This is a genomic window from Rhodococcus sp. NPDC057529, from assembly GCF_042802055.1.
In the GTDB taxonomy this organism is placed as follows: Bacteria; Actinomycetota; Actinomycetes; order Mycobacteriales; family Mycobacteriaceae; genus Rhodococcus_F.
On sequence record NZ_JBHVEY010000006.1, the window covers coordinates 392,993 to 399,248 of the forward strand.

Annotated in this window: 8 protein-coding genes; all 8 read right to left on the reverse strand. The window is 68.7% G+C overall.

Features of this window, described 5'->3' with window-relative positions:
• Positions 1-53: 53 nt before the first annotated feature.
• Positions 54-1,151: a 1,2-phenylacetyl-CoA epoxidase subunit PaaE gene (gene paaE / locus ACFU5V_RS14880; protein ID WP_378700150.1), complete on the reverse strand. Its 1,098-nt coding sequence runs from the start codon at positions 1,149-1,151 to the stop codon at positions 54-56.
• Positions 1,152-1,153: 2 nt separating this feature from the next.
• Positions 1,154-1,663, reverse strand: a complete 510-nt coding sequence (gene paaD / locus ACFU5V_RS14885; protein WP_378700152.1) for a 1,2-phenylacetyl-CoA epoxidase subunit PaaD — start codon at positions 1,661-1,663, stop codon at positions 1,154-1,156.
• Position 1,664: 1 nt separating this feature from the next.
• Positions 1,665-2,582, reverse strand: coding sequence for a 1,2-phenylacetyl-CoA epoxidase subunit PaaC (gene paaC / locus ACFU5V_RS14890; RefSeq protein WP_378700154.1), 918 nt, complete (start codon positions 2,580-2,582; stop codon positions 1,665-1,667).
• 49 nt (positions 2,583-2,631) lie between these two features.
• Positions 2,632-3,000, reverse strand: coding sequence for a 1,2-phenylacetyl-CoA epoxidase subunit PaaB (gene paaB / locus ACFU5V_RS14895; protein ID WP_378700156.1), 369 nt, complete (start codon positions 2,998-3,000; stop codon positions 2,632-2,634).
• The gene (gene paaA / locus ACFU5V_RS14900) at positions 2,997-3,947 is read right to left on the reverse strand and encodes a 1,2-phenylacetyl-CoA epoxidase subunit PaaA (protein WP_378700158.1); all 951 of its coding nucleotides are present in this window, start codon (positions 3,945-3,947) and stop codon (positions 2,997-2,999) included. Before paaA ends, paaB begins: the two co-directional genes overlap by 4 nt.
• Positions 3,948-4,071: 124 nt before the next feature.
• Positions 4,072-4,884 carry an enoyl-CoA hydratase/isomerase family protein gene (locus ACFU5V_RS14905; protein WP_378700160.1) on the reverse strand — a complete coding sequence of 271 codons (813 nt, stop codon included), beginning with the start codon at positions 4,882-4,884 and terminating at the stop codon, positions 4,072-4,074.
• Positions 4,885-4,920: 36 nt separating this feature from the next.
• Entirely contained in the window at positions 4,921-5,775 is an 855-nt protein-coding gene (locus tag ACFU5V_RS14910; protein ID WP_378700162.1) for a 3-hydroxyacyl-CoA dehydrogenase family protein, read from the reverse strand.
• The coding region (locus tag ACFU5V_RS14915; RefSeq protein WP_378700164.1) for an enoyl-CoA hydratase/isomerase family protein at positions 5,772-6,256 on the reverse strand (485 nt) is incomplete at its 5' end. The genes ACFU5V_RS14910 and ACFU5V_RS14915, both read right to left, overlap by 4 nt.

Genomic DNA, 6,256 nt, shown 5'->3' on the forward strand with positions numbered 1-6,256 from the left:
GTCGCGGCGAAAGGGGCCGGGATCGGGGGTGGGAAGCGGGTGGTCCGATCGGGTCACGCGTCGAAGTCGACGGTCACGTCGTCGCTGACCGGGTAGGTCTGGCAGGTCAGCACGAACCCGGCGTCGACCTCGTAGTCTTCGAGGGCGTAGTTGCGGCGCATGTCGGCGTCGCCACAGGTGATCTTGGCGCGGCAGGTGCCGCAGACGCCGCCCTTGCAGGCGAACGGCAGGTCGGACCGGTAGTTTTCGGCGGCGTCGAGGATCGTCTGGTCCCGCGGCAGCGTGGCGGTGGTGGAGCGGCCGTCGAGGATGAGGGTGACCTCGCTGCTCGGTCCGGTGACGCCGGGTTCGCGGTGGGTTTCCAGTGGTGGCGGCACGTCGTCGACGTAGAACAGTTCGTGGTGGATGCGGCTCTTGTCGACGGCCAGGTCGGCGAGCACGGTTTCGGCGTCGGTGACCATGCCGTAGGGCCCGCAGAGCCAGAAGTGGTCGATGTCGGCGATCGGGACGATGGAGGTGAACAGGGCGCGCAGCCGGTCGGAGTCGAGGCGGCCGGTGAACAGTTCGACCTCCCGCGGCTCGCGGGACAGGACGTGGACGACGTCGAAGCGCGACCCGTACGTGTCCTTGAGGTCGGCGATCTCCTCGGCGAACATCACCGAGCGGGTGCGCCGGTTGCCGTACAGGAGAACGACTTCGGCGTCGGGGTTGGCGAGCATCGACCCGGCGATCGAGAGCATCGGGGTGATGCCGGAGCCGGCGGCGATCAGGACGTGCCTGCCGCCGGCGGCGGGGTCGGCGACGAACGTTCCGGTCGGGCCCTGCACGTCGATGGTGTCGCCGCGGCGGACCTGGTTGACCAGCCAGGTGGAGAACAGTCCGTCGGACACTTCCCGCACCCCGACCCGGGGCGGCGAGCCGACCGGGGCGCAGATGGAGTACGAGCGGCGGTGCTCGACGCCGTCGACGGTGCGGCGCAGGGTGAGCGACTGGCCGGGGCCGAACGCGAACTCCTCATCCAAATGGTCGGGGATGTCGAAGGTGACGGCGACGGCGTCGTCGCACAGGGCTTCGGCGTCGGCGACGGTGAGGGTATGGAATGCCCGGTTACGGGCCGCCGCACCGGAATTCGGGGAGACCGCTGTGGTCATGATCAGATTTCCTTCACGTGATCGAACGGTTCGAGGCAATCCAGGCACCGGTAGAGGGCCTTGCACAGGGTCGCCCCGAACTCGGAGTCCAGCCGGGTGTTCGCGGATGAGCACACCGGGCACACCACCGGCCGCGGTTTGACGGTCAACGTCAGCGGCACCGGCCCGGTGGTGCGGGCCGGAGCCGGTCCCGGGGCGGAGTATCCGTGCTCGCGGAGCTTGCGCACACCGTCGGCGCTGATCCAGTCGGTGCTCCACGGCGGGGACAGCACCGTCTTCACCCGCACCGTCGTGTACCCGGCGTCGGTGAGTTTGTGCTCGATGTCGTCGCGCATCGTGGCCATGGCGGGGCACCCGGAGTAGGTGGGGGTGATGGTGACAACCACCGATCCGTCGGCGTGCTCCTCGACGTCGCGGAGCACGCCCAGGTCGGCAAGGGTCAGCATCGGCATCTCGGGGTCGAGCACCGACTCGGCGATCCGCCTCGCCTCCCGCCGCACCGCGGTGGTCATGTCACCACACTCCTTCCGGATGGGCCCGAGCCACGGTCTGCATCTCGGCGAGAAGCAGTCCGAGAGCCTCGGTGTGCAGGCCGCGGCGTCCGGCCCGGCCGCCGACGGTGCCGACGGTGTGCTCGGTGGGGGCGGTCAGTTCGGCGGCGTGCAGCACCTGCTCGAGAACGGAGTCGAACTCGGCGCGGAGGTCCCGCGGGTCGACGCCGACACCGACCTGCGCCAGCACCAGTTCCTCGTCGGTGGGCACGAACAACTCCTCGACGTACGGCCACACCTGCGTCAACGCCGCGTTCATCCGCCGCTTCGACTCCGCGGTGCTGCAGCCGAGGGTGACCACCCAGCGGGCCGCGTAATCCCGGTGGTAGGTCAGCTCCTTGACACCCTTGACGGCGACGGCCGCCAGCACCGGGTCTCGGGAGACCCGCAGCCGGTCGAACAGCGCCAGCCGCCAGGTCGAGAGCACCAGCATCCGCACGATGGTCTGCGCGAAGTCGCCGTTGGTGATCTCCGCCAGCCGCACATTCCGGAACTGGTTCTCGTCGCGGAAGAACGCGAGCGCGTCCTCGGCGGGAATCGGGCTCGTGTCCGAAATGAACGGCACCACCGACGCGTCCGCGGCGGCCGCCCGGGCGAGCAGCAGTCGGGCCTGACCGAGCAGGTCGAGGCCGACGTTCGCGAGTGCGACCTCCTCCTCGAGTTCCGGTGCGCGCGTGCTCCACTCGGCGAGCCGCTGCGAGCCGATCAGGGCGTCGTCGCCGAGCATCAGGCAGTAATGTGCCAGCGCCGTCAGATCCACATCGTCGGGGACGGTGGTGTCCACCCCTGCCAACGGATCATCGAAACTGGTACCGAAAGCCCACTGGCCGTGGCTGTCCTCGTCGACGAGGCCTTCGTAGGCGTTGTCGTGATCGATCATCGATTCATCCTCGGAATTCTCGTCGGCTTGCGAAACAGTCTGGGCCGGGTCACATGTGGGGAACGTTGTCGGGGATCTCGTAGAACGTGGGGTGCCGGTACACCTTGTCGCCGCTTGGCGCGAAGTACGGGTCCTTCTCCGACGGGCTGGACGCCACGATCGAACTGGACCGCACCACCCAGATGCTCACACCCTCGTTGCGCCGGGTGTAGACGTCCCGCGCGTGGCGGACGGCCATCTCGTCGTCGGCGGCGTGCAGGGATCCGACGTGGACGTGGTTGAGTCCGCGCTTGCCCCGCAGGAACACCTCGTACAGCGGCCAGTCGGCCTGGACGTTCGGCGCCGCCGGTTCGGTGGGTACGTCAGCGGTGGGGATGGCACCGTGGCCGCCCTCTGCCGTGTAGTCCTCGGGGATCATGCGTTCTCCTTGTTGCTCTCGCGGCGGGCGAAGGCCGTTGCGGCCTCCCGCACCCACGCCCCGTTCTCGTGTGCTGCCCGCCGGTTGGCGACGCGTTCGACGCTCGAGGCGCCGTTGCCCTTGATCACCTGCATGAACTCGCTCCAGTCGGGTTCCCCGAAGTCGTGGGCGCCGCGTTCGGCGTTCCACTTCAGGTCCGGATCCGGGAACGTCACGCCGAGGACCTCGGCCTGCGGGATGGACATGTCGACGAACCGCTGACGGAGTTCGTCGTTGGTGTGCCGCTTGATGCGCCACTTCATGGACTGCTCGGAGTTCGGCGACTGGTCGTCCGGCGGTCCGAACATCATCAGCGCCGGCCACCACCACCGGTTCACCGACTCCTGCACCATCTCCCGCTGGGCGTCGCTGCCGCGCATCATCGTCATCAGCAGTTCGAAGCCCTGCCGCTGGTGGAACGACTCCTCCTTGCAGACTCGGATCATCGCGCGGGCGTACGGCCCGAAGGAGCTGCGGCACAACGGCACCTGGTTGCAGATCGCGGCGCCGTCGACGAGCCAGCCGATGACTCCCACGTCGGCGTAGGTGAGCGTGGGGTAGTTGAAGATCGAGGAGTACTTCTGCTTGCCCTCGATCAGCTTCTCGGTGAGGTCGGCGCGGTCGGCTCCGAGCGTCTCGGCGGCCGAGTACAGGTACAGGCCGTGCCCGGCCTCGTCCTGGACCTTCGCCATGAGGATCGCCTTGCGACGCAGCGACGGCGCCCGGGTGAGCCAGTTGCCCTCCGGCTGCATGCCGATGATCTCCGAGTGCGCGTGCTGCGCGATCTGCCGGATCAGCGTCTTGCGGTAGCCGTCGGGCATCCAGTCCCGGGGCTCGACCCTCTGGTCGGCGGCGATGGTGTCATCGAACAGGTGCTCGAGTTCTTCTGGTGCGTGTGACGACGTCATATGTCCTAACCTCCGTAGCCGAGGGGTTGGCGGTTCGAGCTGGGCTTGCAGGTAATGCCACCGAGGGGCGGTATGCCCCGGCCCAGGGGGTGCTCCCCGGGTTGTGCAGGTGCTGAGGCGGGGGTCAGCGGCCTTCGAAGGTGGGGGTCTGTTTGTTCAGAAAGGCGTCGACAGCGGCACGGTGGTCCCTCGATTTCCCAAGGTCCTCCTGAGCCTCCCGTTCGCGTTCGAGAGCCTCGGCCAGCCCGGGTGCGGATGCCGAGACCAGCGCTTTCACCAATGCGTATGCACCGGTAGGTCCGTCGGCGAGTTGACGGGCCAGAGCAGTCGCGGCGTCCCGAAGTTCGGCGTCGGGCACGACGCGGTGCACCAGCCCCCAGTCCAGCGCCTGCGCTGCGGTGAACCGGTCGCCGAGCATCATCAGCCCGGTGGCCCGGCTGGGGCCTAAGGCGGCGACCAGGGTATGGCTGAGTCCTGAGTCGCTCGCCAGCGCGATTCCGGCAAATGCGGTGGCGAACTTGGCGCCCTCGCCGGCGACGCGGATATCGCCCGCAAGGGCGATTCCGAGTCCGGCACCGACGCAAGCCCCATTGATGGCCACAACGACAGGAACCTGGATGCGAGAGAGCACTGTCAACAGGGGGTTGTAGTGCTCACCGACAGTGTCCATCGCATGTAAGGGGTCGGCCTCGAGGCCGGCTACGTGCTCGGCCAGATCCTGGCCGACGCAGAAGTTCTTTCCATCGGCGACAAGGAGCACACCCCGCACCGAGTCGTCGGCGGCCACTGCCTGCAGGGCAGTCAATAATTGGAGTTTGGCTGCCTGGTCGAGAGCGTTGGATGCTGCGGGCCGTTGCAGCGTGATGGTAGCCAGGCCTGCGTCGACGGCCGATGCCACCACCGGGACGTCTGTTGTTGCGGTGTCGGTGGTGCTCATGATGGGCGCCTCCTGCTGGTTGTGGTGGGTGGCCTCTCAGGACCAGGTGTAGAAGCCGTGGCCGGTCTTGCGGCCGAGTTCACCGCGGGCGACCTTCTCGCGGAGCAGGGCGGGCGGCGCGAACCGCTCGCCGAGGGTCGTCGCGAGGTGCTCGGCGATCGCGAGCCGGACGTCGAGGCCGACGAGGTCGGTGGACCGCAGCGGCCCCATCGGGTGCCGGTATCCCAGTTCCATGGCCCGGTCGATGGATTCGGCGTCGGCGACGCCCTCCTCGAGCATCCGGATGGCCTCGAGTCCGAGGCACACCCCGAGCCGGCTGGTCGCGAAGCCCGGGGAGTCGTTGACCAGCACCTCGGTCTTGCCGAGCAGGGACACCCACTCGCGGACCTTCTCGACCACCCCGGCGTCGGTGGCGGGGGCCCGCACGATCTCCACGAGCGTCGACGCCGGGACGGGGTTGAAGAAGTGCATCCCGATCAGGCGGGCCGGATCGTTCAGCGCACCGCCGAGTTCGGCGATGGAGATCGAGCTGGTGTTGGTGGCGATCACGGTGGCCGGTGAGACGGTCTTCTCGACCAGCGCCAGCACCGACAGTTTGAGGTCGACCAGTTCCGGCACCGCCTCGACCACCAGATCGAGGGCGGGCGGGAGTGCGTCGGGCGCCTCCACCGTCGACACCCGTCCGAGGATGGTCGCGGGGTCGGCGTCACCGAGCTTGCCGCGTTCGTGCGCCCGGTCGAGTCCGTCGGACACCCGCTGCAGGGCGGCCTGCCGGTCGCCGCTCTCGGCGATGGTGACGGTGGCGCCGGCGGTGGCGAAGACCTGCGCGATGCCCGCGCCCATCCGGCCGCCGCCGACCACTCCGACGTTCTTCGGTGCTGTGCTCGTCATCGTTTCTTCTCCAGAAAGGCCGTCATGCGGTCGTGTTTGTCGCGGCTCTCGAACAGCACCGCCTGGGCGATGTCGTCGGCGAACGGGTGCGAGCCCGGTGCGTCGACGATGATCTTGGTCAGCTTCAGGGCCAGCGGCGCCGAGCGGGTGATGCGGTCGATGACCGTGTGGGCGGCGTCGAGGTGCTCGCCGGCGGGGACGACGTCCATCACGAGTCCGTGCCGCAGCGCCGCGTCGGCGTCGAGGTTCCTTCCGCCGAGCAGGACCTGCTTGGCGACGGACGTGCCGACCAGTTCGGGCAGCCGGTAACTCGCGCCCGCCGCGGCCATGATGCCCAGGCCCGGCTCCGGGTTCCCGAAGACCGCGGTCTCGGTGGCGATGCGGATGTCGCAGGCGTAGGACAGTTCGGCGCCGCCGCCGAGCGCGTATCCGCTGACCGCGGCGACGGTGGGCATCGGCAGCTTCGCGATGCGGTCGAACA

Bases quoted from the DNA above. Each gene is read 5' to 3' on its own strand.
- paaE (WP_378700150.1), bottom strand. From the start codon at position 1,151: ATGACCACAGCGGTCTCCCCGAATTCCGGTGCGGCGGCCCGTAACCGG.
- paaD (WP_378700152.1), bottom strand. From the start codon at position 1,663: ATGACCACCGCGGTGCGGCGGGAGGCGAGGCGGATCGCCGAGTCGGTG.
- paaC (WP_378700154.1), bottom strand. From the start codon at position 2,582: ATGATCGATCACGACAACGCCTACGAAGGCCTCGTCGACGAGGACAGC.
- paaB (WP_378700156.1), bottom strand. From the start codon at position 3,000: ATGATCCCCGAGGACTACACGGCAGAGGGCGGCCACGGTGCCATCCCC.
- paaA (WP_378700158.1), bottom strand. From the start codon at position 3,947: ATGACGTCGTCACACGCACCAGAAGAACTCGAGCACCTGTTCGATGAC.
- ACFU5V_RS14905 (WP_378700160.1), bottom strand. From the start codon at position 4,884: ATGAGCACCACCGACACCGCAACAACAGACGTCCCGGTGGTGGCATCG.
- ACFU5V_RS14910 (WP_378700162.1), bottom strand. From the start codon at position 5,775: ATGACGAGCACAGCACCGAAGAACGTCGGAGTGGTCGGCGGCGGCCGG.